Source organism: Bacillus sp. LSHTCR4, assembly GCF_057197025.1.
On sequence record NZ_JBXUNO010000001.1, the window covers coordinates 296,348 to 322,528 of the forward strand.

Annotated in this window: 31 protein-coding genes and 2 other annotated features; of the genes, 21 read left to right on the forward strand and 10 right to left on the reverse strand. The window is 36.4% G+C overall.

What is annotated here, in order from left to right; genetic code table 11:
* Positions 1-115: 115 nt before the first annotated feature.
* The 10 genes from AC2CGR_RS01465 (at position 116) to AC2CGR_RS01510 (ending at position 8,143) form a co-directional block, all read left to right on the forward strand.
* The gene (locus tag AC2CGR_RS01465; RefSeq protein ID WP_087965475.1) at positions 116-1,216 is read left to right on the forward strand and encodes a glycosyltransferase; all 1,101 of its coding nucleotides are present in this window, start codon (positions 116-118) and stop codon (positions 1,214-1,216) included.
* A 151-nt stretch (positions 1,217-1,367) separates the two neighbouring features.
* Positions 1,368-2,057 (forward strand): class I SAM-dependent methyltransferase, encoded by a 690-nt coding sequence (locus tag AC2CGR_RS01470; protein ID WP_131101649.1) that lies wholly within the window; start codon positions 1,368-1,370, stop codon positions 2,055-2,057.
* Entirely contained in the window at positions 2,054-2,740 is a 687-nt protein-coding gene (locus AC2CGR_RS01475) for a glycosyltransferase family protein (protein ID WP_042515566.1), read from the forward strand. The genes AC2CGR_RS01470 and AC2CGR_RS01475 overlap by 4 nt, the downstream gene beginning before the upstream one ends.
* Positions 2,741-2,752: 12 nt before the next feature.
* The gene (locus AC2CGR_RS01480; RefSeq protein ID WP_087965467.1) at positions 2,753-3,433 is read left to right on the forward strand and encodes a glycosyltransferase family protein; all 681 of its coding nucleotides are present in this window, start codon (positions 2,753-2,755) and stop codon (positions 3,431-3,433) included.
* Positions 3,434-3,447: 14 nt separating this feature from the next.
* Entirely contained in the window at positions 3,448-4,185 is a 738-nt protein-coding gene (locus tag AC2CGR_RS01485; protein ID WP_087965466.1) for a sugar phosphate nucleotidyltransferase, read from the forward strand.
* An 8-nt stretch (positions 4,186-4,193) separates the two neighbouring features.
* Positions 4,194-4,739 carry a dTDP-4-dehydrorhamnose 3,5-epimerase gene (gene rfbC, locus AC2CGR_RS01490; RefSeq protein WP_087965464.1) on the forward strand — a complete coding sequence of 182 codons (546 nt, stop codon included), beginning with the start codon at positions 4,194-4,196 and terminating at the stop codon, positions 4,737-4,739.
* A gap of 15 nt (positions 4,740-4,754) precedes the next feature.
* Complete coding sequence (rfbB, locus tag AC2CGR_RS01495; protein WP_087965462.1) at positions 4,755-5,726, forward strand: dTDP-glucose 4,6-dehydratase; 972 nt, start codon at positions 4,755-4,757, stop codon at positions 5,724-5,726.
* An 11-nt stretch (positions 5,727-5,737) separates the two neighbouring features.
* Entirely contained in the window at positions 5,738-6,592 is an 855-nt protein-coding gene (rfbD, locus tag AC2CGR_RS01500; protein WP_087965460.1) for a dTDP-4-dehydrorhamnose reductase, read from the forward strand.
* Positions 6,593-6,700: 108 nt separating this feature from the next.
* On the forward strand, positions 6,701-7,471 hold the full coding sequence (fabI, locus tag AC2CGR_RS01505) for an enoyl-ACP reductase FabI (protein ID WP_000421885.1): 771 nt from the start codon (positions 6,701-6,703) through the stop codon (positions 7,469-7,471).
* Between the two features lie 141 nt (positions 7,472-7,612).
* The gene (locus AC2CGR_RS01510) at positions 7,613-8,143 is read left to right on the forward strand and encodes a spore coat CotO family protein (protein ID WP_087965458.1); all 531 of its coding nucleotides are present in this window, start codon (positions 7,613-7,615) and stop codon (positions 8,141-8,143) included.
* Positions 8,144-8,204: 61 nt separating this feature from the next.
* Here the strand turns inward: AC2CGR_RS01510 and exsY are convergent, their stop codons facing one another.
* Complete coding sequence (gene exsY / locus AC2CGR_RS01515) at positions 8,205-8,663, reverse strand: exosporium assembly protein ExsY (protein WP_087965456.1); 459 nt, start codon at positions 8,661-8,663, stop codon at positions 8,205-8,207.
* Between the two features lie 125 nt (positions 8,664-8,788).
* Here exsY and AC2CGR_RS01520 point away from each other — a divergent pair, with 125 nt between their 5' ends.
* Entirely contained in the window at positions 8,789-9,148 is a 360-nt protein-coding gene (locus AC2CGR_RS01520; RefSeq protein ID WP_000899662.1) for a DUF1360 domain-containing protein, read from the forward strand.
* Positions 9,149-9,249: 101 nt separating this feature from the next.
* Entirely contained in the window at positions 9,250-9,435 is a 186-nt protein-coding gene (locus AC2CGR_RS01525; protein ID WP_003266501.1) for a hypothetical protein, read from the forward strand.
* Positions 9,436-9,511: 76 nt separating this feature from the next.
* On the opposite strand, the gene exsF is transcribed toward AC2CGR_RS01525, so the two are convergent.
* From exsF to AC2CGR_RS01555, 6 genes are all read right to left on the reverse strand, one after another.
* Positions 9,512-10,015 (reverse strand): exosporium protein ExsF, encoded by a 504-nt coding sequence (gene exsF / locus AC2CGR_RS01530; RefSeq protein WP_000492943.1) that lies wholly within the window; start codon positions 10,013-10,015, stop codon positions 9,512-9,514.
* 167 nt (positions 10,016-10,182) lie between these two features.
* Positions 10,183-10,656 carry a spore coat protein CotY gene (cotY, locus tag AC2CGR_RS01535; protein WP_087965454.1) on the reverse strand — a complete coding sequence of 158 codons (474 nt, stop codon included), beginning with the start codon at positions 10,654-10,656 and terminating at the stop codon, positions 10,183-10,185.
* A 143-nt stretch (positions 10,657-10,799) separates the two neighbouring features.
* Positions 10,800-12,866, reverse strand: a complete 2,067-nt coding sequence (locus AC2CGR_RS01540; RefSeq protein WP_270185383.1) for an ATP-dependent helicase — start codon at positions 12,864-12,866, stop codon at positions 10,800-10,802.
* Positions 12,867-12,965: 99 nt separating this feature from the next.
* Complete coding sequence (locus AC2CGR_RS01545; protein WP_000543275.1) at positions 12,966-13,388, reverse strand: GNAT family N-acetyltransferase; 423 nt, start codon at positions 13,386-13,388, stop codon at positions 12,966-12,968.
* Position 13,389: 1 nt separating this feature from the next.
* Positions 13,390-13,908, reverse strand: a complete 519-nt coding sequence (locus tag AC2CGR_RS01550; RefSeq protein ID WP_000765878.1) for a YjcG family protein — start codon at positions 13,906-13,908, stop codon at positions 13,390-13,392.
* 92 nt (positions 13,909-14,000) lie between these two features.
* Positions 14,001-14,732, reverse strand: a complete 732-nt coding sequence (locus tag AC2CGR_RS01555) for an alpha/beta hydrolase (protein ID WP_087965451.1) — start codon at positions 14,730-14,732, stop codon at positions 14,001-14,003.
* A 202-nt stretch (positions 14,733-14,934) separates the two neighbouring features.
* Here AC2CGR_RS01555 and AC2CGR_RS01560 point away from each other — a divergent pair, with 202 nt between their 5' ends.
* Together AC2CGR_RS01560 and AC2CGR_RS01565 are read left to right on the forward strand one after the other, a co-directional pair.
* On the forward strand, positions 14,935-15,846 hold the full coding sequence (locus tag AC2CGR_RS01560; protein WP_029437869.1) for a DMT family transporter: 912 nt from the start codon (positions 14,935-14,937) through the stop codon (positions 15,844-15,846).
* A gap of 76 nt (positions 15,847-15,922) precedes the next feature.
* Positions 15,923-16,498 (forward strand): Crp/Fnr family transcriptional regulator, encoded by a 576-nt coding sequence (locus AC2CGR_RS01565; RefSeq protein ID WP_087965449.1) that lies wholly within the window; start codon positions 15,923-15,925, stop codon positions 16,496-16,498.
* On the opposite strand, the gene AC2CGR_RS01570 is transcribed toward AC2CGR_RS01565, so the two are convergent.
* A complete protein-coding gene (locus AC2CGR_RS01570) occupies positions 16,488-17,159 on the reverse strand; it encodes a DUF4386 domain-containing protein (protein ID WP_484480455.1) in 672 nt (223 codons plus the stop codon). The two genes, AC2CGR_RS01565 and AC2CGR_RS01570, sit on opposite strands and share 11 nt — an antisense overlap.
* A gap of 88 nt (positions 17,160-17,247) precedes the next feature.
* On the opposite strand from AC2CGR_RS01570, the gene AC2CGR_RS01575 reads away from it, so the two are divergent.
* Positions 17,248-17,643, forward strand: a complete 396-nt coding sequence (locus AC2CGR_RS01575; RefSeq protein WP_087965446.1) for a PH domain-containing protein — start codon at positions 17,248-17,250, stop codon at positions 17,641-17,643.
* Positions 17,644-17,667: 24 nt separating this feature from the next.
* Here AC2CGR_RS01575 and AC2CGR_RS01580 read toward each other — a convergent pair whose 3' ends face one another.
* Together AC2CGR_RS01580 and putP are read right to left on the reverse strand one after the other, a co-directional pair.
* Positions 17,668-18,066 (reverse strand): Ig-like domain-containing protein, encoded by a 399-nt coding sequence (locus AC2CGR_RS01580; protein WP_087965444.1) that lies wholly within the window; start codon positions 18,064-18,066, stop codon positions 17,668-17,670.
* Between the two features lie 163 nt (positions 18,067-18,229).
* Positions 18,230-19,708 (reverse strand): sodium/proline symporter PutP, encoded by a 1,479-nt coding sequence (gene putP / locus AC2CGR_RS01585; protein WP_484480456.1) that lies wholly within the window; start codon positions 19,706-19,708, stop codon positions 18,230-18,232.
* Positions 19,709-20,014: 306 nt separating this feature from the next.
* Positions 20,015-20,252 (forward strand) — a binding site (T-box leader).
* A 42-nt stretch (positions 20,253-20,294) separates the two neighbouring features.
* Positions 20,295-20,539, forward strand: a binding site (T-box leader).
* A gap of 52 nt (positions 20,540-20,591) precedes the next feature.
* On the opposite strand from putP, the gene trpE reads away from it, so the two are divergent.
* The 6 genes from trpE to trpB are packed head-to-tail and all read left to right on the forward strand — an operon-like array spanning position 20,592 to position 26,180.
* A complete protein-coding gene (gene trpE / locus AC2CGR_RS01590; RefSeq protein ID WP_131101654.1) occupies positions 20,592-22,010 on the forward strand; it encodes an anthranilate synthase component I in 1,419 nt (472 codons plus the stop codon).
* Entirely contained in the window at positions 22,007-22,594 is a 588-nt protein-coding gene (locus AC2CGR_RS01595) for an aminodeoxychorismate/anthranilate synthase component II (RefSeq protein WP_087965440.1), read from the forward strand. The genes trpE and AC2CGR_RS01595 overlap by 4 nt, the downstream gene beginning before the upstream one ends.
* A complete protein-coding gene (gene trpD, locus AC2CGR_RS01600; RefSeq protein ID WP_029437874.1) occupies positions 22,591-23,616 on the forward strand; it encodes an anthranilate phosphoribosyltransferase in 1,026 nt (341 codons plus the stop codon). Before AC2CGR_RS01595 ends, trpD begins: the two co-directional genes overlap by 4 nt.
* Before the next feature lies 1 nt (position 23,617).
* The gene (trpC, locus tag AC2CGR_RS01605) at positions 23,618-24,379 is read left to right on the forward strand and encodes an indole-3-glycerol phosphate synthase TrpC (RefSeq protein ID WP_087965439.1); all 762 of its coding nucleotides are present in this window, start codon (positions 23,618-23,620) and stop codon (positions 24,377-24,379) included.
* Entirely contained in the window at positions 24,376-24,990 is a 615-nt protein-coding gene (locus AC2CGR_RS01610) for a phosphoribosylanthranilate isomerase (protein ID WP_484480457.1), read from the forward strand. Before trpC ends, AC2CGR_RS01610 begins: the two co-directional genes overlap by 4 nt.
* Positions 24,987-26,180: a tryptophan synthase subunit beta gene (trpB, locus tag AC2CGR_RS01615; protein WP_484480458.1), complete on the forward strand. Its 1,194-nt coding sequence runs from the start codon at positions 24,987-24,989 to the stop codon at positions 26,178-26,180. Before AC2CGR_RS01610 ends, trpB begins: the two co-directional genes overlap by 4 nt.
* Position 26,181: the final 1 nt, after the last annotated feature.

A 26,181-nucleotide genomic window follows, 5' to 3' on the forward strand; every position in this document is an offset into this window, starting at 1 on the left:
AAAATGACACGGACATTTGAATTATTGAAAAGAAATCTTAAACTGCTTGTGCAAGTTAAAAAAGTGGAAAGTTTATTGTATGTATAACATATGATTGATTTGGAAGAGGGTGATTATGTTGAACAAGCAAGGAATTACAATTAGTTTATGTATGATTGTTCGAGATGAGGAAGATACAATAGGTCGATGTTTAGATGCAGTCGGAAAAATTGTTGATGAAATTATTATAGTTGATACAGGTTCCATTGATCGAACGAAAGAAATTGTAGCTCAATATACCTCTAACATATATGACTTTCCATGGATTAATGATTTTGCGGCAGCGAGAAATTTTTCTTTTTCAAAAGCAACGCAAGAGTATATATTGTGGCTAGATGCAGATGACGTATTATTAGAAGATGCTCAAGAAGCATTGAAACTCTTAAAAAGAGAATTAGATCCTAAAATTGATGCTGTTTCGATGCCTTATCATCTTGCATTGGATTCTAGCGGGAAACCTTTATATTGTACAAAAAGAAATCGACTTGTAAAGCGTGAAAAACAATTCCAATGGTTTGGAAAGGTTCATGAGTATTTAGCTATTTCTGGTGAAACTTTTAGTAGTAATGTTGCTATTACACATAAAAAGGAAAAAAAGGTAACAAATCGTAATTTGAAAATTTTTCAAAATGCTGTAGCTGCAGGAGAAGAATTGAGTCCGAGAGATTTATTTTATTACGCAAATGAATCTATGGATAACCAAAAATATGATGATGCAGTTATGCTATATGAAACATTTCTTAATCAAGACGAAGGATGGTATGAAGAGAAAATTTATGCATGTGGTAAGTTAGGAGATTGCTATGCAAAGCTTGGATCATGGGAAAAGGCAATTGAATCTTGCGTGAAGTCGTTTCGATATGATGTTCCTAGAGGAGAGAATTGTACAAGAATAGGATATATATATATGGAACAACAAAAATATAACGAAGCGATATTTTGGTTTAAACTTGCAACGGAAGTACCAATGGCGACGGAGAGTCCATTTCATAGTCCAGCGAGCTACACATGGCTTCCCTATTTACAAATGTGTATTTGTTATAGCAAGTTAGGAGAGCAAGACAAAGCTTATTATTACAACGAATTAGCGGCTGCTTATGTTCCAAATAATGCTGCAATCGAATATAACCGCAAATATTTTCGGAGTGTTTTTGATAAACAATATAAATCGTTATAGGCAGCTTTTTTTAGAAATGGCTCATCGCGATTCTAACTCTAATAGATTGGCTATATAGTAAAGTATCTGCAATGTAACTAGTACTGGTTATATCTATAGATTTTAGATGAGATTTATATTTCAAATTCAATTTGCATAAGGAGTGTGTAAAATGAATTCCCCAAAAAATTCTTTATACGAAGAAAAGTCTGGGCATTATTATAATGCAGTGAATCCGAATTTATTAAAGCATATAAAAAAGGAATGGAAAGAAGTTCTTGATATAGGTTGCTCGAGTGGTGCGTTGGGAGCTGCCATAAAAGAAAATGGCACACGTGTATCAGGAATTGAGGCATTCCCAGAGGCGGCAGAACAAGCAAAGGAAAAACTAGATCATGTTGTTTTAGGCGATATAGAAACAATGGATATGCCGTACGAGGAGGAACAATTTGATTGCGTTATATTTGGTGACGTATTAGAGCATTTATTTAATCCTTGGGCTGTAATAGAAAAAGTAAAGCCATATATAAAAGAAAATGGTGTGATTTTAGCAAGTATACCAAACGTTGCTCACATTTCAGTATTAGCGCCGTTACTTGCTGGAAATTGGACGTATACAGAATATGGTTTATTAGATAAAACACATATTCGTTTCTTTACATTTAATGAAATGCTCCGAATGTTTTTAAAAGCAGGCTATTCGATTAGTAAAGTAGATCGTGTATATGTTGATTATAAAGTGTATGAACCGTTAATTGAGGAATTATATGGAATTTGTAAGAAATATCGTCTTGGAAGTGGCTTCATGGCTGAGACGGTCGTATTTCAGTATATTATTGAAGCAGAAAAATCACAGCTATGAGTGCTGCTGAAAAAACAATATTATTTGTTACATGTATAAATGATCGGAAAATGTATGCACAGTGTGTACGACATATATTGAGCTTAGCAGTGCCTCCAGGGTATACTGTACAATTTATGCCAATTCGGAATGCGAAAAGTATGACGAGCGGATATAATCAAGCGATTTCGCATCCAGCGAAATATAAAGTATATATACACCAAGATGTTTTCATTATGAATGTGGCATTTTTATACGGATTACTTCAATTATTTAACGAACATGAGCATCTTGGAATGATTGGAATGATTGGAGCCCAATATGTTCCTCCAAACGGGATATGGAATGAAGGCAAGGGAGTTGTTGGGAAAGTAATTGGTTATATGAACGATTTATTTTATATGGCAACTCAAGAACAGCCGTACCATGAGTCAAAAACATTTATGCCGGTGGAATGTATTGATGGTTTATTGATGGCCACGCAATATGATATTCCGTGGCGAGAAGACTTGTTTGATGGATTTGACTATTATGATGTATCTCAGTCATTTGAATTTAGAAAAGCAGGCTATACAGTTGGGGTTCCTGTACAGCGTGATGCGTGGTGCATTCACTATCATATTGATGTGAATATGACCAACTATGACAAGTATAGAAAGATATTTGTGGAGAACTATATGTCAGATGTAAATCAAGACGAATAGAGGGGCTACAAAATGAAGGATCGCACAATATTAGTTGTTGTTTGTGTAAATAATGAAGAGCTATTTGAACAATGCGAGAGACAAATAAAAAACCTTTTTGTTCCCCCAGATTATGTCGTACAAATTTTTCCGATACGAGATGCGAAAAGTATGGCAAGCGCATATAACCGAGCACTTTCATATCCCGCGAAGTATAAGGTTTATATACATCAGGATACTTATCTTATTAATCGAGAGATGTTTTATACACTTATTTCCCTTTTTAAAGATAATGAAAAGCTCGGCTTAATTGGAGTAGCTGGAGCCCAATTTTTACCGAGTAACGGGATATGGTGGGAAGGGAAAAATTTAGTAGGGAAAGTGATTGAGTATAGAAGACGGAATTATCAATTATTAAATTTAGATCAGGGGTTTTATGGAAGCCAATCTTTTATGTCGGTGCAGGCAATCGATGGCTTATTCATGGCAACGCAGTATGATATTCCGTGGCGAGAAGATTTGTTTCAAGGGTTCCACTTTTATGATGTATCACAGTCTTTAGAGTTTCAAAGGGCTGGTTATTTAATCGGTATCCCAAATCAATCAAATTTATGGTGTATTCATTATAACGGAGATGAATTTGATGCGGATACATATGAGAAAGATCGAAAAGTGTTTGTAGAACAGTATAAAGATATATTATCTCCATCATAAGGGAGAGATGCAGAGTGAAAGGGATTATTTTAGCAGGCGGTACTGGATCGAGGCTATACCCAATAACGAAAGTAACGAATAAACATTTGCTTCCTGTTGGACGTTATCCAATGATTTATCATGCGGTATATAAGCTGAAACAATGCGAGATTACAGATATTATGATTATTACAGGTAAAGAGCATATGGGAGATGTTGTTAGTTTTTTAGGAAGCGGTCAAGAGTTTGGCGTGTCCTTTACGTATCGTGTGCAAGATAAGGCTGGCGGAATTGCGCAAGCATTAGGGCTTTGTGAGAGTTTCGTTGGGAATGATCGCATGGTAGTTATATTAGGTGATAATATTTTTTCGGATGATATTCGTCCGTATGTTGAAGAGTTTGCAAATCAAAAAGAAGGTGCGAAAGTACTGCTGCAATCTGTAGATGATCCGGAGAGATTTGGCGTAGCAAATATTCAAAACCGCAAAATAATTGAAATTGAAGAAAAGCCGAAAGAGCCGAAAAGTTCCTATGCAGTCACAGGGATTTATTTGTATGATTCGAAAGTCTTTTCTTATATAAAAGAATTAAAACCTTCTGCAAGGGGAGAGCTTGAAATTACTGATATTAATAATTGGTATTTAAAACGTGGGGTACTTACTTATAATGAAATGAGCGGTTGGTGGACTGATGCAGGAACTCATGTTTCTCTTCAAAGGGCAAATACGTTAGCGCGGGATATAAACTTTGGTAAACAGTTTAACGGAGAATAGGTGAGAATATGGAAGTTATAGAAACAAACTTTACCGACGCAAAATTGTTAGAACCGAGGTTATTTGGAGATGAGCGTGGCTTTTTTACTGAAAGTTATAATAAGAAGGTGCTAGAAACATTAGGAGTTACGTATTCATTTGTACAGGATAATGTTTCGTATTCGGCAGAAGCGGGAACGATTCGGGGATTACACTTTCAAAAAAAACCGAAAGCACAAACGAAACTTATTCAAGTTATGCAAGGAGCAATTTATGATGTTATCGTTGATTTGCGAAAAGATTCACCAACGTTTAAACAGTGGAGAGGATATATTTTAAGCGCGGATAATCATCGGCAACTATTAGTACCAAAAGGATTTGCACATGGTTTTTGTACACTTGTCCCGCATACTATTGTTATGTATAAAGTAGATGAGTATTATAGTGCCAATCATGACTCAGGGGTACTTTGGAACGATAAAGACTTAGCAATTCCATGGCCGGTAACAAGTCCTATTTTATCTGACAAAGATCGAATATTACCATCACTTCTGGAATGTGAAGATAGTTTTTGAGTAGGAGAGTTGTGTATGAATATATTAGTAACAGGTGGGGCCGGATTTATTGGAAGTAACTTCGTGCATTATATGTTACAAAGATATGAAACATATAAAATTATTAATTTCGATGCATTAACATATAGTGGGAACTTAAATAATGTAAAGTCTATTCAAAATCATCCGAATTACTATTTTGTAAAAGGGGAAATTCAAAATGGAGAGCTGCTGGAGCATGTTATTAAGGAACGTGATGTGCAAGTAATTGTCAATTTTGCAGCAGAATCACATGTGGACCGTAGTATTGAAAATCCAATCCCTTTTTATGATACAAATGTAATTGGGACAGTCACCTTATTAGAATTAGTAAAAAAATACCCACATATTAAACTCGTGCAAGTATCAACGGATGAGGTGTATGGCTCTTTAGGAAAAACAGGGAGGTTTACCGAGGAAACCCCGTTAGCTCCAAATAGTCCATATTCTTCAAGCAAAGCGAGCGCCGATATGATAGCTTTATCTTATTATAAAACATATCAATTACCAGTTATCGTAACGCGTTGTTCCAATAACTATGGCCCGTATCAATATCCTGAAAAATTAATTCCGTTAATGGTTACGAATGCGCTGGAAGGAAAAAAATTACCGTTGTATGGTGATGGATTAAATGTAAGAGATTGGTTACATGTAACGGATCATTGCAGTGCGATTGATGTTGTATTGCATAAGGGACGTATAGGAGAAGTATATAATATAGGTGGAAATAATGAAAAAACAAATGTAGATGTTGTGGAACAAATTATTACGCTTTTAGGAAAAACAAAGAAAGATATTGCATATGTTACAGATCGATTAGGCCATGATCGTCGTTATGCGATTGATGCACAAAAGATGAAAAATGAGCTCGGATGGGAACCGCAGTATACGTTTGAACAAGGGCTAGAAGAAACGGTGGAATGGTATGAACATCATATAGAATGGTGGAAACCACTAAAAGAAAAGTAAGGGGCATATAAATGAAAGAACGGATTATCATAACAGGAGCAAATGGTCAATTGGGAAAGCAACTACAAGAAGAGTTAAATCCTGAAGAATATGACATATACCCATTTGATAAAAAGTTACTAGATATAACAAATATATCCCAAGTGCAGCAAGTGGTACAAAAAATAAGGCCACATATAATTATTCATTGTGCGGCGTATACGAAGGTTGATCATGCTGAGAAAGAACAAGATCTAGCTTATAGAATCAATGCAATAGGAGCTCGAAATGTAGCGGTTGCTTCACAATTAGTAGGAGCGAAGTTAGTTTATATTAGTACGGATTATGTATTTCAGGGCGATAGACCAGAGGGATACGATGAATTTCATAATCCGGCGCCGATAAATATATACGGGGCTTCTAAATATGCGGGAGAGCAGTTCGTCAAAGAGTTACATAATAAATACTTTATCGTTCGTACATCGTGGTTATATGGTAAATATGGAAATAATTTTGTGAAAACGATGATCCGATTAGGGAAAGAAAGAGAAGAAGTATCTGTTGTAGCGGATCAAATCGGTTCTCCTACGTATGTGGCGGATTTAAATGTAATGATTAATAAACTCATTCATACTTCTTTATACGGTACGTATCACGTATCAAATAGAGGATCATGTTCTTGGTTTGAATTTGCAAAGAAAATATTTTCGTATGCAAATATGAAAGTGGATGTATTACCGGTTTCAACTGAAGAATTTGGATCGGCGGCAGCGAGACCAAAATATTCTATTTTCCAACATAACATGCTACGATTAAATGGTTTTTTACAAATGCCTTCTTGGGAAGAAGGATTAGAGCGTTTTTTTATAGAAACAAAAAGTCATTAACAATTTTAAGTTAATGACTTTTTTGTTTGCCTTTAAGAGGTTTTATGTTACTATAATTATAGTATCAGGTACTAATAACAAGTATAAGTATTTCTGGGAGGATATATCATGGAACTATTACAAGGGAAAACATTTGTTGTTATGGGCGTTGCGAACCAAAGAAGTATTGCATGGGGAATTGCTCGCTCTTTGCATAATGCAGGTGCAAAATTAATCTTCACATATGCAGGAGAACGTTTAGAGAGAAACGTTCGTGAATTAGCGGATACATTAGAAGGACAAGAATCACTTGTATTACCTTGTGATGTAACAAATGATGAAGAACTTACAGCTTGCTTTGAAACAATCAAGCAAGAAGTTGGTACAATTCACGGTGTAGCACATTGTATTGCTTTTGCAAATCGTGACGACTTAAAAGGTGAATTTGTAGATACTTCTCGCGATGGATTTTTACTTGCACAAAATATTAGTGCATTCTCTTTAACAGCTGTAGCAAGAGAAGCGAAGAAAGTAATGACAGAAGGCGGAAATATTTTAACGTTAACATATCTTGGCGGCGAGCGCGTTGTGAAAAACTATAACGTTATGGGTGTAGCAAAAGCTTCATTAGAAGCGAGCGTGAAATATTTAGCTAACGATTTAGGCCAACATGGCATTCGCGTTAACGCTATTTCTGCAGGTCCAATTCGTACGTTATCTGCAAAAGGTGTAGGCGACTTTAACTCAATCTTAAGAGAAATTGAGGAACGCGCACCACTTCGTCGTACAACAACTCCAGAAGAAGTTGGGGATACAGCAGTATTCTTATTTAGTGATTTAGCACGCGGCGTAACAGGAGAAAACATTCACGTTGATTCAGGTTATCATATCCTAGGATAAATATAATATTAAATTTTAAAGGACAATCTCTATATGTTGAGATTGTCCTTTTTATTTGTTACTGGAAAGAACGATTTTTAACGAAAGTTCTTACCATGTTATGAATATAACTATAATAGTACACGATTTATTCAGCTACGTATGGAAGTGGGAGGGACGAGTGTGAAGAATAAAAATAAAAGTTCAACAGTTGGAAAACCGTTGTTATATATTGCGCAAGTAAGTTTGGAACTTGCCGCACCGAAAATAAAAAGAATTATCTTAACAAACTTTGAAAATGAGGATAGAAAAGAGGAAAGGAATAGAAACGAAAATGTTGTAAGTAGTGCTGTGGAAGAGGTAATAGAACAAGAAGAACAACAAGAAGAGCAGCAAGTAGAAGAAACAATAGAAGAAGAGGAACAAGTACAAGAACAGCAAGAGCCAGTGAGAACTGTTCCGTATAATAAATCATTTAAGGATATGAATAATGATGAGAAAATTCATTTCTTATTAAACCGTCCTCATTACATTCCGAAAGTAAGGTGCAGAATAAAAACGGCTACAGTTTCTTATGTTGGATCAATCATATCGTATCGTAATGGCATTGTATCCATTATGCCACAAAATAGTATGAGAGATATTAGGTTGTCTATAGATGATATCCAATCGATTAGTATGGCCGGCTTTTAAATATGTAAAGGTGGTAGAAATCTTCTACCACCCCAATAGTTTTTTTGGTTTACTTCACTTATTAGATAGAAACGTCGCGTAAGCACTGAATCGCACAGAAGCAGCTTAAATCAACAGTAAGACAAGTGTTAGTCGATACTAATCTTGCATTTGGTACAGCTAAAAACGTACAAATTGGATCATCACCAGGTGGTACAGGAGAACCGTCACCTAATACTACAGTTAATACCCGTAGCACAGCACAGCTATCATCATCTACACTTTCCACACGGAAAATTGGAGATCGGCAGCTAACAAGGCTTGCAGTTGGTGCAAATGCTTCAAAAGGTTCTCCAGTTTTTGTGTATAAAATAAAAGGGCGTGTATTTGCTACTGAAGCACTATTGTGTGCTCCTAAAAATGGGATTTCACAACCAGATCCACACGTTGTTGTAGAACAATCTTGTAATTCATTGATGAATTTTACAACGTCAACTACACAATGAGAAGAGCCATGGTGTTTATTTTCGTTACAACTCATTAATGTCACTCCTTATCTTCTTGTTTGTATTTACATTAATAAGATATTGGAGTTGAGGAGATTTGGTCACAATCTCAAGACCTTTTTTTTTAAATAGGCGAAAGAAGATAAGGGAAGGTGGAATTATGCTGTTTACAAGTTGGCTTTTATTTTTTATTTTTGCGTTAGCTGCTTTTAGGCTCACCCGTTTAATTGTTTATGATAAAATTACAGCTTTTTTGCGAAGACCATTTATTGATGAATTAGAGATTACAGAGCCGGATGGAAGTGTATCAACTTTTACAAAAGTAAAAGGGAAAGGATTAAGAAAGTGGATTGGCGAATTATTAAGCTGTTATTGGTGTACAGGTGTATGGGTTAGTGCTTTTTTATTAGTTTTATATAATTGGATTCCGATCGTTGCAGAGCCGTTACTTGCATTATTAGCTATTGCAGGAGCAGCAGCAATCATTGAAACGATTACGGGATACTTTATGGGAGAATAATATATTTTCATAATACGAGAAAATGCGGAGTTTAAAAGAATGAGGGAACGGAAATAAAAAGTTGTTCATATAGTAAATAGACAGAATTGACAGTAGAGGAGATGTTTGCTGTGAGCAATAATCCAAGGCAAAATTCATATGACCTGCAGCAATGGTATAACATACAGCAACAGCACCATGCACAACAACAGGCATATCAAGAACAATTGCAACAACAAGGTTTTGTGAAGAAAAAAGGATGTAATTGTGGGAAAAAGAAGAACACAATAAAACACTATGAAGAATGAAACACTCATGTTACTGTGAGTGTTTTTTTATTATATATAAAAAGCGGTATTTCTGTATTAGAAATACCGCTTTTTACTAGCTAATTTGTGCAACTGTTAATGCTGCAGCGCGGATGTCTACAGTTCCAATTAACTGGACTGGTACAATTTGAATTAAGTCACCAGGATTTAAGTTAATAAGAATAACACCGCTGGATACGTCTACTTCACCAGTACCAATAACGTTAGAACGAACCGCTGTACCTGATCCAGGAATAATGTTAGCTGGTGTATTTAATGATAAGAAGAAACGACCAGCTTCTGGCGCGGTAGGTACATTATCAAGACTAATTGTTAATGTATAACTGATTTGATAAATACCAGCTCGTAGAATTCGGATGCCATCTCCGACACTTACTGTATCATTTATTACAGGAACAGTAATATTTGGATTTGGACTTACACTAGGTAATAGTAGTGGTGTAAATAATGAAGCGAACTGAGGTGCAGACGCGTTGAAAGCAAAACCGAAGGCAGGTAGTGTACTAGCTGGTTTTGCCTCACAATCGATTTTCGTAAATTCGCAATCAGAAGAGAACATGTTTTTCACTCCTTTATCTGTTTCTACTTTCAGTTAATGAAAAGGACAGGTTCTATGTTCTAGACAAGTTCCCAATTTTAAGAAATTTACATAATAATACTCGTTAAGCATGGATTGGGTGGCAGATAATTCTGCCACCCAATCCATGCTTAACTCATTATTTAGATTTAAATCGTAACATCGCGTAAGCATTGAATAGCGCAGAAGCAGCTTAAATCAACAGTAAGACAAGTGTTGGTCGATATTAATCTTGCATTTGGTACAGCTAAAAACGTACAAATTGGATCGTCACCAGGTGGTACAGGAGAAGTATCACCTAATACTACAGTTAATACACGCAATACAGCACAATCATCATCATCTATACTCTCGACACGGAAAATTGGAGATCGGCAGCTAGAAAGGCTTGCAGTTGGTGCAAATGCTTCAAAAGGTGCTCCAGCTTTTGTGTATAAAATAAAAGGACGTGTATTTGCTACGGATGCACTATTATGTGCTCCTAAAAATGGAACTTCGCAACCAGATCCACATGTTGTGGTTGCACATTCTTGTAATTCATGTATAAAACGAACGACATTTGATACACAGTTGAAATCACAATCGTGATGATGATGATGGTCTTCGTTACAATTGCAGCTCATTATGTTCACTCCTTATCGTGAGTTCTGACATACACTATTACAATATGAATGAGATATGGTTGATATTACGTTAATTATCATGATGAAAACAGGGAATTTATATAGGAGGGATGTACATAATGCAATATAAAAAAAAGACATCCTTATTTAGTGGATGTCTTTTCAGGTAAATCCTTTTGTACAGTGTACAAAAAACGAGATATATCTAATTTTTTTCCTCTGAAAAATTGCGGAGAGGAAATGTATAGTTCTTCTTTTGCACGTGTAATCGCGACATAAAGTAGTCGGCGTTCTTCTTCTAAAGCTTCAGAAGTCTCTGTAACACGATCATTTGCATCTTTCAAAGAAGAAGTATGGGGCAGAATACCATCGCTCGCTCCGAGTAAAAAGACACATGGAAATTCAAGGCCTTTTGCGTTATGAATAGACATAAGTGAAACAGCATCTTTTTGCGGCATTGTTTTTAATGCTTCCATTTCTTTTTGCCCTTGAATGGCTTCATCAATGAATTGTAAATAAGCTGGAATATCGGTGAAACGATTTGCCGACTCCATTAATTCTTCTAACATTTCTTCTTGTATATCTTTATGCATCGTAAAGGAAGAACGATCGTTACTTTGTAAGTACTCTAAATACTTTCCTTTACCATGAATAATTTCTTTTAAAGCTTTTTTCGGTTCTAATTCTTTTATAAATTTAATAAAATCGATACGCTCATTTACCTTTTTCACTTGAAAAGGTTTTAAGCTAGGATTTAATAATAAGAAATGAAGAAGAGAAGGAAAACGACCCTCACCATATTTCCATTGTTCACGTTCAATAAATGAAATACAATCATCACGCCCGATATACATAGTTGGTAATATATTTGAAAGTGATTCTAATCGAAACGGTTCAATTACGAGTCGTAAATGATCCAATACAGGCTTAATTAAAGAATGTTCATAAAATGACTGACTCGCACCGTGCTTAATGAACGGGATTTTATGAATGGTAAGCTGATCAAGTAACGAACGACTGACGGAATGTGTGCGATATAGTAAACAAAAATCTTTATAGTTTCGTTCACCGCTATCTACCTTTTCTTGAATGAGCTGCAAAATTTGGTTTGCTTCATCAAGAGTCGTAGCTGGTCTTGCATAAAAAGGTTGTACACCTTCTTCGCGAACAGAATATAGCTCTTTATCAAACCGTTCTTGATTTAGTTTGATAACTTCATTTCCAAGTCCGACGATAAAAGGATTGGATCGATAATTCGTATTAAGGGCGATAATCGTAGTGTTATCAAATTCTTTTGGGAAAGATAAAATAATTTGGTGACTTGCTCCTCGCCAGCCGTATATAGCCTGATCGTCATCACCTGCGATAAATAAATTATTTCTTGGCGAAGCTAACAATTTTACAATTTCATATTGAGCATACGATGTATCTTGGAACTCATCTACTTCGATATAGTGGAAACGTTGTTGTAATTGGGTAAGCAAAGGAGCGTTATTTTCTAACATATAATATGTTTCTAATAAGATGTCATCGAAATCGATATAATTATATCGTTGTTTCACTTCTTCAAAACGCTCGTATACTTCTTTAAATTCTTGTTCAACGGGTGTTTTTGCTTTTACATCTTTCGGACGATTCAACTTGTTTTTCTCAAGTGAAATCATCGCGAGCATCGTTTCAGCATCATAATCGTCTTTTAAACGCAATTCTTTTAGAATTTTCTTTATCATAATTTGTTTATGTTTTTCGTTTGCTAAAATTTGCTGATTATATCCTTGACTACGAAGCAATTTTAAAAAGACAGAGTGGAACGTACCGGCAACAACGTAGCTACTTGCTGCATGATTCATACCTGGTAAATTCGCTACACGATTTCGGATTTCTTCAGCCGCTTTTTGTGTAAATGTAAGTAATAAAATATTTCTCGGATGAACTTGTTTTACATTTACTAGATAACCGACGCGAGTTGTTAAAACAGATGTTTTCCCGCTTCCGGCACCAGCTAATGTAAGAACAGGGCCTTCTGTCGTTCGTACGGCCTCTAATTGTTTTTCGTTTAAAAATACATTTTGCTGTTCGAGAGCGCGGAAATACGCCGCATCTGCATCTTCTTCCATAATTAAATGGGTAGATGTTTTCGGAATATGATATGTTGCACGTGGAATATCAGCGTGCGTTAATGATTTTTGTGAAAATTTTTCTTGTGTCATATATTCACCTTCAAAACTATAGCATCAACATTTAACTTTAGCGGAAGAAAAAGAAAATAGCAATGTAAAAAACAGGAGGGGATACCTCCTGTTTTCAAATTACAATTCTTTTATCATAACGATGTGAGGAATATTTGCTTCCATAAATACATCAGAACTCGTTACATATCCAAGTTTCTTATAGAAATCTTCAGCATGTGTTTGGGCATGCAGCTTCAATTTTGGAAGCGAGTTTTCTTTTGCATATGCTTCAAGTGCATCCATAACAATTTTTCCAATGCCTTTTTTACGATGGGAAGCTAGTACGCAAATGCGTTCCATTTTTCCTATTCCATCAATGGTGCGAAAACGTCCAGCACCAACGGGAACATCATTATCATATATAACAACGTGTATGGAAGTTTCTTCAAACTCATCATACTCTTCTTCGGCAGAAACTTGCTGTTCCTTCACAAATACTTGCTTACGTACAGAGAATGCATCTCTTAGTTGTTCGTCCGTTTGTACGATCTGTGCATGCAAATTAGTTGTTCCCCTTTCCAAGGCGGAATGTTTCGTGTACAGTCCATGTTCCGTTTTCTAATTGATATAGAAGATGGAAGCGGTCAATTGGTTGTTCGTAATAGAAATCTTTCATACGTAATCGACCTAGTACATCAGCATGCTCTGCATCTGATAAGCCTTGTCCAATTGTTAAATGAGGTACAAAAGCGTATTCGCGTTCTTGTGTAAAGAATCCGCTATGCATTTCCTCATTTAAGAAAGTAAGTTCAGGTGTTTTTTCTACTTTAAAATAAAGAACATTATTAACAGGTGCGAATGAACCAACTTTTCCAACATGAAGGGTAAAAGGGTTCGTTTTACTTGCGATTGTATGTAACTCGTTTACAATCGATTCTAATTGTTCATCTTGCGTCTCAAAGGGTGTTTTCAATGTAATATGTGGCGGAACTAATGCGTAGTGCGGATCATAACGTTTACGCAATCCGTTCGCTTTATCTTGAATCATTTTAGATGGAAAAATTACAATGCCTAATTTCATGTTCCAATTCCTCCCTTTGTAAGTCTAGTTAGATTTTGAGAAAATAACTCTCTTAATCTATTATATCAAATTATTCTGAATACTGCTCTCTATTATTTCATTGATAGTATATGAGAGAAAGCTTTCGGTAAATCAGTTTGCCAATATTTCCACGTATGATTACCTTCAAACTCCTCGTAATGCGTGATGAAATTTCTATCTGTCAGAAGCGTATTAAGCTCACGGTTCGGCCCTACGAAATCAGATACTTGTCCATCCGTGCGCTTTACAGCTGTTTCTTCTGTCCCAATAACGTGATAAAGCTCTAGCGCCTCCGGATTTTTGAAGTCTTTTGCTAAGTTCATTACTGTTTCATCCACAAATGGTGATTGCATAACGACTTTACCGAATGTATGCGGATACATAAGTGCGGTCATGAAGGAAACTGTTCCGCCAAGAGAATCACCAATTAACACACGACCTTTCCCCATTTGGTACGTTGGATAATTTTCATCGATATATGGTGCAAGTTCATGAGCAAGGAAACGAATATACGCAGCGTTTTTCACTTCATTTGGGAAATATTTTTCTTTACGATCGTGTACATTTTTATATGGAATACCGACAATAATTGTACGGTCAATTTCTTCAGTTTCACGAAGGCGCTCAATTACACGGTGTGCTTTCCCAAGCTGAAAATAATCTCTGCCATCTTGTGCAATTACAACTGTATGTTTGTGCAGCGGTGTGTAATTTACCGGTAAGTAAACGAGAAGTGTAACATCTTCTTGAAGTGATGCACTATAAAATGAAATCTCTTCAATTCTCCCAATTGTTTGATTCATGTAGATCCCCCTAAATAAAATTTACTGTAATGATTGTAAGAGCGACGCTTGTAGTGAAAAAGAAAGAAATATTCACTAATAGGTGCTTTCGTTTCTATTTTACCATAATGGTACGAAGAATCTAAAAAATTAGTATTTAAGTTAGGGAAGAAAACGGATATAATGAAGTGGGATTTTTGACAGGTGAGAGGGGAGACGGAATTTGAAACAAGAAAGATCAATCGCACTACCATTAGCCATTTCCATTATAGCCATTTCATTCGCAGCAGTTTTTGTAAAGATGTCCTCAGCACCATCTTCCATATTAAGTATGTATCGATTATGGATTATCGTACTTATTATGCTGCCTATCGTTTGGAAAAAACGGGAAGAGTTTAGTAAGATTCAAATAAAAGATTGGGGATTTTTAATTGGATCTGGTTTCTTTTTAGCACTTCATTTTCTTTTATGGTTTGAATCTTTAAAGCATACAACAGTTGCGAGTTCGACGATTATTTTAGCGCTTCAACCAATCGTATCTTTAGTTGGAGGTTTTTTCTTATTTAAAGAAAGAACAACATACTCAGCCATTGCGACAATGGGAATTGCGATACTAGGTGTAGTGTGTATCGGTTGGGGAGATTTAGGACTAAGTGAACAAGCAATTTATGGAGATATATTATCCTTTTTAAGTGTAATAGCAGTTGTCGGTTATTTATTTATCGGGCAAACGACAGTAAAGAAAGTATCACACTGGATTTACAGCTTTACTGTTTTTGCATTCGCAGGTATTTTTATGGGGATTTATAATATAGTGTTGCAAGTGCCTTTTACAGGTTATACAAAGTGGGATTGGACCGTCTTTCTTTTACTTGCGGTCGTGCCGACAGTGTCACACGTCATTAATAATTGGTTATTAAACTACGTAAATGCAACAACAATTTCGATGAGTATTTTAGGGGAACCAGTTGGAGCATCTATACTAGCGTTCTTCATACTTGGGGAAAGATTAAATGCTATGCAAATGATCGGTAGCATGCTCGTATTGTTTGGTGTATCTGTTTTCTTATTGCAGCAACAAAAACGAACAGCAAAAGATGTGGTAAACGAGCCTGTTTATACACAGGAATTATAATGTTAAGAGAGAAAAGAGAAGTTGTAATACTTCTCTTTTTGTTTTATAGAAATACGGGCGTAGAAGGGAGAGGGAAATGGAAGAGATATTAAAGAAGTATATGCAGAGCCTTACAACACTAAGTGAAGAAGAGCAGCACATGATTCTCAGTGAATTACAAATTGAAGAATATAAAAAAGGAACAGTGCTCCTAAGGCAAGGAGATGTTCCGTCTAAATGTTACTTTGTATTAAAAGGATGCGTGAGGCAACATAGTATAGATGAAGCAGGGAAGGAAGTCACATCAAATTTTTATACAGAAGAACAAGCAATCGCAAATTTTAATCATCATAAAGAAGATAAATCATCTCCGCATACGTTAACGTGTTTAGAAGACTGTCTAGTTGTAGTTGGCGACCTGTATTGTGAAAAGGACATGTATAAGAGATATTCACAGTTAGAAGAAATGACACGTCAAATGATTGAATACAATTTTGGTGAGGTACAAGAAGAACTTACATTATTTATTGCATCGACACCAGAAGAGCGCTACAAATCATTATTACAAAAACGACCTCATTTAATCAATCGTGTTCCTCAATATCAATTGGCAAGTTATCTAGGTATTACGCCAGAATCATTAAGTAGAATTAAGAAACGACTCAAACAGTAGAGTCTTTTCCACCTCTAATCAATAGCCATATACTAAATCCAAGTTCACCTGCGATCATCGGTAGTTGAAAGACAACATTAAGAATGGAAATCATCGCATCATATTGTGAAAACATTGTATTCATGACGTGAATTACGATATAACCGATAGCAGCGATGAATAGTAATACACTAATCAATTTCGGTATTTGTTTAGATAGAAAAGTTACATATCCTAAAGTGAAAAGATGTAAGCCGAAAATGATTAACCCTACAGACCAAATGTATTCGAATGTACTGAGAGACAACATCACATATGTTTCTGGATTCGCAATCATACTTTTTGAAAGTAGCAATGCCAATATTAAATTGAATATGGCGATTCCAAGTATCGCTGTATACATAAGACGAAGCAAGGCAGCTAGTAATGAGAGGCTAGTATGAATTGGTTTTAGAAAGAAATAAAGAGCCCACGCGGCGACAATATCAGTAATGAAAATGATAATCCAACCGAAGATTTCCGCTTTGAAAAGTGAATTTGAAGTTTGGATATTATGGAATGTCGCGCCCGCGTCTTCTTGTACAACGAGATTTCCATGAACAAAACCGTAAGAAAAAAATGCAATGAATGCCATAACAAGAAGAGAAAAGCTAGCAAATAAGGCATACTTTCGTTCTGTCATAATATGTCCTCCTATTCTCATGTTGTTTTTATTGTAATCGTGGAAGGGGAAGGGATTCATTGACTTAAATCAAGAGAGGAGAAGTTTAGTGGAATTTCCATCAAAAAAAGATGTATGGTTATATCCGATTTTTTTCGTTGTCATTGGAGCCTGTTTTGCTCCAATATTTGCAGGAAGAGAATATTTTCTTTTATTTTTCACAATTCCATTGGCCATCTTATTTATGTGGAGTTGGTTTTCAACAAAATATATCGTCGGAGAAGAAAGAATTACTATTAAATCGGGTTTCGTTAAAAAGCGCATATTTATACGAGATATAAAACAAATTTCAAATACGAAAAATCCAGTAGCAGCCTATGCCTTATCGTTTGATCGACTTGAAATTGTTTACGGTGCACATCAAACAGAAATTATTTCTCCTAAAGATAAAGATCAATTCATCAATCTCGTTACAAGTAAAAATTCATACATTGAAACAAAGTAAAAGAGTGGCTTCGTAGCCACTCTTTTACTTTGGATTTGTCATATAAGGTTGTACATGAATCATACATAGGTCACGGAACTTTCCTTCAGCAGTTGTGACAATTACGACTGCTCTTCCGGCACTTTTTCCAGTAATCGTTACCGTATCACCTTTTGGATACATTGTGATAACATCAGCATTCATATTTGTCCAAATAAGTTCTGTATTCGTTGCTTGCACTGGCAAAACAGAAGCTGATAGCTCAGTGCTTTGTCCAGTTCTTACTTTTAACTTATTTTTTTCCATATGAACACCAATGACTGAAATAACAGAAGGAGCAATTGAAATTTTAGGTGGATTAGGTTGTATGTTCAAACAAGACGCAGAAGTATTGGTGATAGGTGAAAATTTTCGTGTTTGTTGTTGCTGGAAAGCTGCTAACATGTTGGAGTCCCCTTTCTGTATAAGTGCTGATAGTACTACTATAAAGGAGTAGTGTTACGTTTAATTTAACGAAACATAAAGAAATTGTTAAATTCGAGCAGAAGATTGTCGAACTTTGATAAAAAGAAAACTCTGCTGATACGATAACAGCAGAGTTCTTCTTTTATAGATTATGACTATGTTGTTTTTCGAAATTTTCAAATTGCTCTTCAATTTCTTTTGAAGGTTGTGTTAGTAAACTAACAATTACGATTACTAGTAAACTAATAGTAAAACCAGGAATCATTTCATATAAGAATTCTTTTAAGAATTTGAATTGAGTCCAAATAATGACTGTAGCGGCACCAGAAATCATACCAGCAAGTGCGCCCCACTTCGTCATGCGTTTCCAATATAAGCTTAATAAAATAGCAGGTCCGAATGAAGAACCAAATCCAGCCCAAGCGTATCCAACAAGAGCTAAAATCGTATCATTTTGTTTAAACGCTAATGCGCACCCAACTAAGGCAATAACAAGTACAGCCATACGACCGACAAATACAAGTTCTTTATCAGAAGCAGAACGTTTAAAGAATGTACGATATAAATCTTCTGTTATAGCACTAGAAGTAACGAGTAATTGAGATGAAATTGTACTCATAATCGCTGCTAAAATAGCTGCTAATAAAAATCCAGTAATAAGTGGATGGAATAAAATTTTTCCGAGTTCAAGAAAAATTGTTTCTGGGTTAGATAATGTTAACTCTTGTTGTGAGTAGTAAGCAATACCGATAAGGCCAGTAAACATAGCTCCGACAACAGAGAAAATCATCCAGCTCATACCAATTCTTCGTGCGCTTTTAATTTCTTTTACAGAGGAAATCGCCATAAAGCGTACGATAATATGAGGTTGTCCAACATAACCAAGGCCCCATGCAAATAAAGAAATAATCCCTAAAGTAGAGGCACCTTTAAAAATATCTAAACGTGTTGGATCTACAGAACGAATTGTATCAAATGCAGGTCCCAGTCCGTTTGAATTCATAATTGTTACGATAGGAACAAGAATAAGAGCGACTACCATAATGATTCCTTGCACGAAGTCTGTCCAACTTACTGCTAAGAAACCACCAAATAATGTGTAAGCGACAACAACGCCCGCAACAATGAATAATCCAACATGATAGTTCATGCCAAATGAATTTTCAAATAATACAGCACCTGAAACTAATCCTGAAGCTACATAGAAAGTAAAGAAAATCATAATAACAAGTCCGGATACTAAGCGTAGCATGTGAGATTTGTCGTGGAAACGGTGTTCCAAAAATTCTGGGATAGTAATAGAGTTGTTTGCAATTTCAGAGTAGGTACGTAAGCGAGGAGCGACATATAGCCAGTTTGCGTATGCGCCTAGTGTCAGGCCGATCGCAATCCAACTACTACTTAATCCAACGCTAAACATTGCTCCGGGTAATCCCATTAAAAGCCAACCACTCATATCGGATGCTCCAGCACTTAATGCTGTTACTGCGGGGCCTAGTGTACGCCCGCCAAGCATATAATCTGTTAAGTTGGACGTTCGTTTATAGGCGAAATAGCCAATTACTAACATCCCGAGCATGTAAATAGAGATTGAAGTTAAAGTTAACATCTGCGTACTCATGTAGTTCCCCTTCCTTTTGTCATGTCTTTTGATGCGTTATGCATATTTATAATCTATCATGATTATTCTGAAAAATCCATACAGAAATATGAATTTTCAGAAATGTAAGCGTTTTTTGATGTTATTTTACTTTTTTAATATATAATATTCATACAAAAAACCTTATTTTTAATAGAGTATTTATTATATTTACATAAAAAGCGGTTGTTTTGTCAATATAATATTGAAAGGAAAGAAAAATAAAATTTTTGAAAAAGTATTGACTTGTGAAAAAAGTCAGGTCTATAATGAGTGCAACTAAAAAAAATGCAAGCGTTGATGAAGAAGAGTACACATGATGAACATGTCAGAGAGCTGATGGTTGGTGCGAATCAGTATGGAATTGATGTGGAATGGGCTTCGGAGCTTCCAAACCGAAACGAAAGAAGTAGGCTTTGGCGACATGATCTCATCGATACAAGAGACACGTATTGTTTTTGATACGGTAAAGTGCGTTACATTCGTAACGAATTAAGGTGGCACCACGGGAGTACCCGTCCTTTCTATAGGATGAGTACTCCCTTTTTGTGTACAAAAAATTAAATAAATGAAATCGTTGAAGTAAGAAGAGTACGTATATTGGAGACGTTACAGAGAGCCGGGGATAGGTGGGAGCCCGGTGCGGTGCCAAATACGGAATGGGCTTACGAGAGGTATGCTGAACAATTATTTTCAGTAGGCAACCCGGGTTCCGCCGTTACAAGGATAAGGTATAAATTTTGTACCTGAACAAAGCGGGATGCTTTTGCATCCAACACGAGGTGGTACCGCGGTATATTTATCGTCCTCTACATATTTTCGATATGTAGAGGACTTTTTTATTTTTCAGGGCGAGGTGAAGGACATGATGACGAAAGAAGAATTTATAAAACAAAAAAGAGAGAGAAAGACATTTTTAGTAATCACTGAAGAAGAAGGAGATAGCATTACGCCAATTTCTTTATATAGACGTATGAAAGGGAAGAAGAAATTCTTATTAGAAAGTTCACAGCTTCATCAAGATAAAGGACGTTATTCTTACTTGGGATGTAATCCCTATGGAGAAGTGAAAAGCGTTGGTACGGAAGTGGAACAAACGATTTTCGGCAGGGCAGAAAAGGTACAAGGTAACGTACTACAAGTGTTAGAAGAAGTAATTGCACCGTCACAAGTAGACAGTCCATTTCCATTTTGCGGAGGAGCAGTTGGTTATATTGGATATGATGTCATTCGGCAGTATGAAAACATTGGAGCGGATTTACACGATCCATTAAATATTCCGGAAGTACACCTTTTACTATATCGTGAGTTTATCGTTTACGATCATTTACGCCAAAAGTTGTCGTTTGTATATGTATGCAGGGAAGATGATTCAGCAGATTACGAAGAAGTATATGAAAGGTTGCAAATATACAAAGAGGAAGTGCTACAGGGAGAAGAAGCTGAAGTAACTGAAATAAGATCAACATTATCATTCACTTCTTCTATAACGGAAAAAGAATTTTGCGCGATGGTAGAAACGGCGAAAGAACACATTCGAGCCGGGGACATATTTCAAGTTGTATTATCTCAGCGTTTGCAAAGTGAATGTATGGGAGATCCATTCGCGTTATATCGAAAACTTCGAATTGCCAATCCATCACCATATATGTTCTATATCGATTTTCAAGATTATGTTGTACTCGGTTCTTCGCCAGAAAGTTTACTATCAGTAAGGGAAGATAAAGTGATGACGAATCCAATTGCTGGTACGAGACCAAGAGGGAAAACGAAGAGGGAAGATGAGGAAATTGCAAAAGAACTGTTAGGCAATGAGAAAGAGCGAGCAGAGCATATGATGCTTGTAGATCTTGGGCGAAACGATATTGGTAGAGTGAGCGAAATCGGCTCGGTTACGATAGATAAATATATGAAAGTAGAAAAATACTCTCACGTTATGCACATTGTATCTGAAGTTTACGGAACATTGCGAAAACAAATGGGCGGATTTGATGCGCTAGCGTATTGCTTACCAGCAGGCACGGTTTCTGGGGCTCCAAAAATTAGAGCGATGGAAATTATAAATGAGCTAGAGAATGAAAAAAGAAATGTATACGCCGGTGCAGTTGGATACGTTAGTTTTTCAGGAAATCTTGATATGGCGCTCGCCATTCGAACGATGGTCGTAAAGGATGAAAAAGCATACGTTCAGGCAGGAGCGGGTATCGTCTACGATTCAGACCCAGTTGCTGAATATGAAGAAACGTTAAATAAAGCGAGAGCGCTTTTGGAGGTAATGAAATGATTGTACTGATTGATAATTACGATTCATTCACATATAACTTGTATCAACTGTTAGGTGAATACGAAGAAGATATTGTTGTCGTAAGAAATGATCAAATAACGATAGAACAATTAGAAGAAATGAAGCCGAAAGGAATTGTACTTTCACCAGGACCAGGAAAACCAGAGGATGCTGGCATTTGTATTGAAGTGATTCGTCATCTTTATAAGAACGTTCCCATATTAGGGATTTGTCTTGGCCACCAAGCGATCATAGCTGCATTTGGAGGAGACATTGTTAGAGCAGAACGTATTAAACACGGAAAAACATCGCGTGTGAAACATAACGGAACGTCAATCTTTTCATACGCTACACAGCCGCTAACGGCAATGCGCTATCATTCCCTTGTTGCAGAGCAAACGAGCTTGCCAGAGTGTTTTGACATATTAGCGACAGCGATGGACGACGGAGAAATAATGGCAGTCCGTCACAATTATTATCCGCTCTTCGGATTACAGTTTCATCCGGAATCAATCGCAACAGAAGAAGGCGGAAAGTTAATACGTGCCTTTTTAACAGAAGTGAAAGAGGAGGAAAGAGTATGAATAACTATCTTCGTAAATTAGTTGAGGGTCAACATTTAACAGAAGAGGAAATGTATAAAGCAGGACTACTTTTATTAAGTGAAAACATATTAGAAAGTGAAATTGCAGCTTTCTTAGTCTTACTGAAAGCGAAAGGTGAAACTGCAGAAGAAATATACGGTCTCGTTCGAGCTCTTCGCGAAAAGGCATTGCCGTTTTCGAACCATATACAAGGAGCAATGGACAATTGCGGGACGGGTGGTGACGGTGCACAGACGTTTAATATAAGTACAACATCGGCATTTGTACTGGCAGGAGCTGGCGTAAAAGTTGCAAAACATGGTAATCGTGCTGTTTCTAGTAAAACAGGAAGTGCAGATTTATTAGAAGAACTCGGTGTAAATATTAGCAGTACGCCAAACGAAATTGATTATTTATTAGAGCATGTGGGCATTGCATTCTTATTTGCACCAGCGATGCATCCAGCACTAAGACGCATTATGAAAATAAGAAAAGAGTTAAACGTGCCGACGATCTTTAATTTAATTGGCCCTTTAACAAATCCAGTGAATTTAGAAACACAATTTGTCGGTATTTATAAACGAGATATGTTATTACCAGTTGCACAAGTATTACAAAAGTTAGGCCGGAAACAAGCGCTTGTCGTAAATGGAAGTGGTTTTTTAGATGAAGCGTCATTACAAGGGGAAAATCATGTAGTCCTTTTAAAAGATAATGAAATAGTAGAAATGAGCATTGATCCAGAAAAGTATGGTTTTTCAAGAGTGAAAAATGAAGAAATTAGAGGGGGGAATTCAAAAGAAAATGCAAAGATTACGCTTGAAGTATTGAGCGGAGAAAAGAGTGTTTATCGCGATACAGTTTTATTAAATGCAGGTCTAGCTCTTTTCGCAAATGGAAAAACGGAAACGATTGAAGAAGGAATTAAACTCGCGGCACATAGCATTGACTCTGGAAAAGCATTGGCCAAATTAAACTTATTAATTGCAGCAAGCAACGAAAAATTAGAAAGGGTGAACTAAAGTGGGGACGATTTTAGATAAAATTGTAGAACAGAAGAAAAAGGAAGTTGCGGAGTTATATGAAATATATACACCAGTAAAAACAAAAAGAAAGACACATTCACTTGTAGAAGCGTTACAGCAGTTTACTGTCATTGCAGAAGTAAAGCGAGCATCACCATCAAAAGGGGATATCAATTTACACGTTGACGTACGAAAACAAGTGGGAACATATGAGAAATGTGGTGCAGGAGCAGTATCTGTTTTAACAGATGGTCAATTTTTTAAAGGATCGTTTCATGATTTACAAACAGCACGAGAAGAAAGTAACATTCCGCTTTTATGTAAAGACTTCATAATTGATAAGATTCAAATCGATAGAGCGTATGAAGCGGGAGCAGATATTATTTTACTAATTGTAGCAGCGTTAACGAAAGAGAAGTTAAAAGAGTTGTATAGCTATGTGTTAGCAAAAGGATTGGAAGCGATTGTTGAAGTTCATGATGAGCGGGAATTAGAAACTGCGATTCAATTAAATCCTCACGTGATTGGCATTAATAATCGTAATTTAAAAACGTTCGAAGTAGATTTAAGTCAAACTGAAAAGCTTGGAAAAAGATTGAATGAGGAGAAATTACTTTGGATTAGCGAAAGCGGGATTCATTCAAAAGAGGATATTATTCGTGTTAAAAAAGCAGGAGCAAAAGGTGTATTAGTTGGGGAAGCACTTATGACATCATCTTCTATTCGTCCCTTTTTTGAAGATTGTAAGGTGAATATATGAAAGTGAAAATTTGCGGCATCACTGATATGGAAACAGCAAAACGTGCTTGCGAATACGGAGCAGATGCACTCGGATTTGTTTTTGCAGAAAGTAAGCGGAAAATCACTCCAAAGAGAGCGGAAGAAATCATTCAGGAGCTTCCAGCTAACGTGTTAAAAATTGGTGTTTTCGTAAATGAATCAGTAGAAGTGATCCAGAAAATTGCAGATGAGTGCGGGTTAACGCATGTGCAACTACATGGGGATGAAGACAATTATCAAATTAGAAGATTGAATATTCCGTCTATAAAGTCGCTAGGAGTAACTTCAGAGAGTGATATGAAAAACGCTCAAGGGTATGAAACGGATTATATATTATTTGATAGCCCGAAAGAAAAGTTTCATGGAGGAAATGGAAAGACGTTTTCATGGGAACTACTTGGGCATATGCCAAAAGAATGGAGAAAGAAAACGATATTAGCTGGTGGATTAAACGCTCTTAATATAGAAGAAGCAATTCGAACTGTTCGGCCATATATGGTCGATGTGAGCAGCGGAGTAGAGACAGAAGGAAAGAAAGATGTAGAGAAAATAAAACAATTTATTATAAAAGCGAAGGAGTGTTCCAAATGAACTACGCATATCCAGATGAAAAAGGACATTACGGTATATACGGAGGCCGATACGTTCCAGAAACGTTAATGCAATCTGTACTAGAACTAGAAGAAGCATATAAAGAAGCGATGCAAGATGAAGCATTTCAAAAGGAATTAAATCATTATTTAAAAACGTATGTCGGAAGAGAAACACCGCTATATTATGCTGAAAATATGACGAAGTATTGCGGTGGTGCACAGATTTATTTAAAACGTGAAGATTTGAACCATACAGGAGCTCATAAAATTAATAATACAATCGGTCAGGCACTACTTGCAGTGCGAATGGGCAAGAAAAAAGTTGTCGCTGAAACAGGAGCTGGACAACACGGAGTTGCAACAGCTACTGTATGTGCTCTACTCGGATTAGAATGCGTCATTTTTATGGGAGAAGAAGATGTAAGACGTCAAAAATTAAATGTGTTCCGAATGGAATTACTCGGAGCGAAAGTAGAAAGTGTAGCGGCAGGTAGCGGTACATTAAAAGATGCGGTAAATGAAGCGCTTCGTTACTGGGTTTCACACGTGCATGATACGCACTACATTATGGGATCTGTTCTCGGACCACATCCATTCCCGCAAATTGTCCGTGATTTCCAAAGTGTAATTGGAAATGAAACGAAAAAACAATATGAGGCATTAGAAGGAAAGTTACCAGAAGCAGTCGTTGCTTGTATTGGTGGTGGTAGTAATGCGATGGGAATGTTTTATCCGTTCGTACACGATGAAGAAGTTGCTCTTTACGGCGTAGAAGCAGCTGGAAAAGGAGTTCATACAGAAAAGCATGCAGCTACTTTAACGAAAGGAAGCATTGGCGTTCTCCACGGATCGATGATGTATCTTCTGCAAAATGAAGAAGGACAAATTCAAGAAGCTCACTCTATTTCGGCGGGACTTGATTACCCTGGTGTTGGGCCAGAACATAGCTTGCTAAAAGATATTGGCCGCGTTTCGTATCATTCCATTACTGATGATGAAGCGTTAGAAGCATTTCAATTATTAACGAAAAAAGAAGGGATTATCCCGGCGTTAGAAAGCTCGCATGCTGTCGCATACGCATTAAAATTAGCGCCGCAAATGAAGAAAGACGAAGGGCTTGTCATTTGTTTATCTGGCCGCGGTGATAAAGATGTAGAGAGTATAAAACATTATATGGAAGAGGTGTAAA

Bases quoted from the DNA above. Each gene is read 5' to 3' on its own strand.
- AC2CGR_RS01475 (WP_042515566.1), top strand. From the start codon at position 2,054: ATGAGTGCTGCTGAAAAAACAATATTATTTGTTACATGTATAAATGAT.
- AC2CGR_RS01470 (WP_131101649.1), top strand. From the start codon at position 1,368: ATGAATTCCCCAAAAAATTCTTTATACGAAGAAAAGTCTGGGCATTAT.
- AC2CGR_RS01480 (WP_087965467.1), top strand. From the start codon at position 2,753: ATGAAGGATCGCACAATATTAGTTGTTGTTTGTGTAAATAATGAAGAG.
- AC2CGR_RS01540 (WP_270185383.1), bottom strand. From the start codon at position 12,866: ATGACACAAGAAAAATTTTCACAAAAATCATTAACGCACGCTGATATT.
- AC2CGR_RS01510 (WP_087965458.1), top strand. From the start codon at position 7,613: ATGGAAGTGGGAGGGACGAGTGTGAAGAATAAAAATAAAAGTTCAACA.
- AC2CGR_RS01565 (WP_087965449.1), top strand. From the start codon at position 15,923: ATGGAAGAGATATTAAAGAAGTATATGCAGAGCCTTACAACACTAAGT.
- trpE (WP_131101654.1), top strand. From the start codon at position 20,592: ATGATGACGAAAGAAGAATTTATAAAACAAAAAAGAGAGAGAAAGACA.
- AC2CGR_RS01465 (WP_087965475.1), top strand. From the start codon at position 116: ATGTTGAACAAGCAAGGAATTACAATTAGTTTATGTATGATTGTTCGA.
- putP (WP_484480456.1), bottom strand. From the start codon at position 19,708: ATGAGTACGCAGATGTTAACTTTAACTTCAATCTCTATTTACATGCTC.
- AC2CGR_RS01610 (WP_484480457.1), top strand. From the start codon at position 24,376: ATGAAAGTGAAAATTTGCGGCATCACTGATATGGAAACAGCAAAACGT.
- AC2CGR_RS01555 (WP_087965451.1), bottom strand. From the start codon at position 14,732: ATGAATCAAACAATTGGGAGAATTGAAGAGATTTCATTTTATAGTGCA.
- AC2CGR_RS01580 (WP_087965444.1), bottom strand. From the start codon at position 18,066: ATGTTAGCAGCTTTCCAGCAACAACAAACACGAAAATTTTCACCTATC.
- exsY (WP_087965456.1), bottom strand. From the start codon at position 8,663: ATGAGTTGTAACGAAAATAAACACCATGGCTCTTCTCATTGTGTAGTT.
- trpD (WP_029437874.1), top strand. From the start codon at position 22,591: ATGAATAACTATCTTCGTAAATTAGTTGAGGGTCAACATTTAACAGAA.
- AC2CGR_RS01550 (WP_000765878.1), bottom strand. From the start codon at position 13,908: ATGAAATTAGGCATTGTAATTTTTCCATCTAAAATGATTCAAGATAAA.
- AC2CGR_RS01525 (WP_003266501.1), top strand. From the start codon at position 9,250: ATGTTTGCTGTGAGCAATAATCCAAGGCAAAATTCATATGACCTGCAG.
- AC2CGR_RS01520 (WP_000899662.1), top strand. From the start codon at position 8,789: ATGCTGTTTACAAGTTGGCTTTTATTTTTTATTTTTGCGTTAGCTGCT.
- AC2CGR_RS01595 (WP_087965440.1), top strand. From the start codon at position 22,007: ATGATTGTACTGATTGATAATTACGATTCATTCACATATAACTTGTAT.
- AC2CGR_RS01570 (WP_484480455.1), bottom strand. From the start codon at position 17,159: ATGACAGAACGAAAGTATGCCTTATTTGCTAGCTTTTCTCTTCTTGTT.
- rfbC (WP_087965464.1), top strand. From the start codon at position 4,194: ATGGAAGTTATAGAAACAAACTTTACCGACGCAAAATTGTTAGAACCG.
- rfbD (WP_087965460.1), top strand. From the start codon at position 5,738: ATGAAAGAACGGATTATCATAACAGGAGCAAATGGTCAATTGGGAAAG.
- cotY (WP_087965454.1), bottom strand. From the start codon at position 10,656: ATGAGCTGCAATTGTAACGAAGACCATCATCATCATCACGATTGTGAT.
- exsF (WP_000492943.1), bottom strand. From the start codon at position 10,015: ATGTTCTCTTCTGATTGCGAATTTACGAAAATCGATTGTGAGGCAAAA.
- trpB (WP_484480458.1), top strand. From the start codon at position 24,987: ATGAACTACGCATATCCAGATGAAAAAGGACATTACGGTATATACGGA.
- fabI (WP_000421885.1), top strand. From the start codon at position 6,701: ATGGAACTATTACAAGGGAAAACATTTGTTGTTATGGGCGTTGCGAAC.
- rfbB (WP_087965462.1), top strand. From the start codon at position 4,755: ATGAATATATTAGTAACAGGTGGGGCCGGATTTATTGGAAGTAACTTC.